This is a genomic window from Bradyrhizobium cosmicum (assembly GCF_032290525.1).
Classification (GTDB): Bacteria; Pseudomonadota; Alphaproteobacteria; order Rhizobiales; family Xanthobacteraceae; genus Bradyrhizobium; species Bradyrhizobium cosmicum_A.
This window is the reverse complement of the sequence record NZ_JASXTA010000434.1, coordinates 1-250: the sequence shown is the minus strand read 5'-3', so window position 1 is coordinate 250 and position 250 is coordinate 1. Positions and strand designations below refer to the sequence as shown.

The window sequence follows — 250 nt, the reverse complement described above, 5'->3', positions numbered from 1 at the left end:
ACATTGTCCAGCGTCATCACACCACTGGTTGCTCCTGCATAGTTGGCAGTTTTACGGGGAGCGGCTACTGTGCTGCTTGATTTTTTGGTGTGATGTGGTAAGGCAGTGTTGGGCGCTTCGATCAGTGTATTCCACTCACCGCAGTCGGTACATTGCCCTGCCCATTTGCCATACATCGCACCGCAGTTTTGGCAGACATAGCTTGATTTGGCCTTTGCCATGAGATTTCCTAAAGCTGATACATTTACGC

The 250-nt window shown here is 50.0% G+C and carries 1 pseudogene; it reads right to left on the bottom strand.

Annotated features, from left to right (window positions below):
* A pseudogene (locus QSV46_RS40485) lies at window positions 1-221 on the bottom strand (DNA repair protein RadA); the annotation flags it as partial.
* Window positions 222-250: the final 29 nt, after the last annotated feature.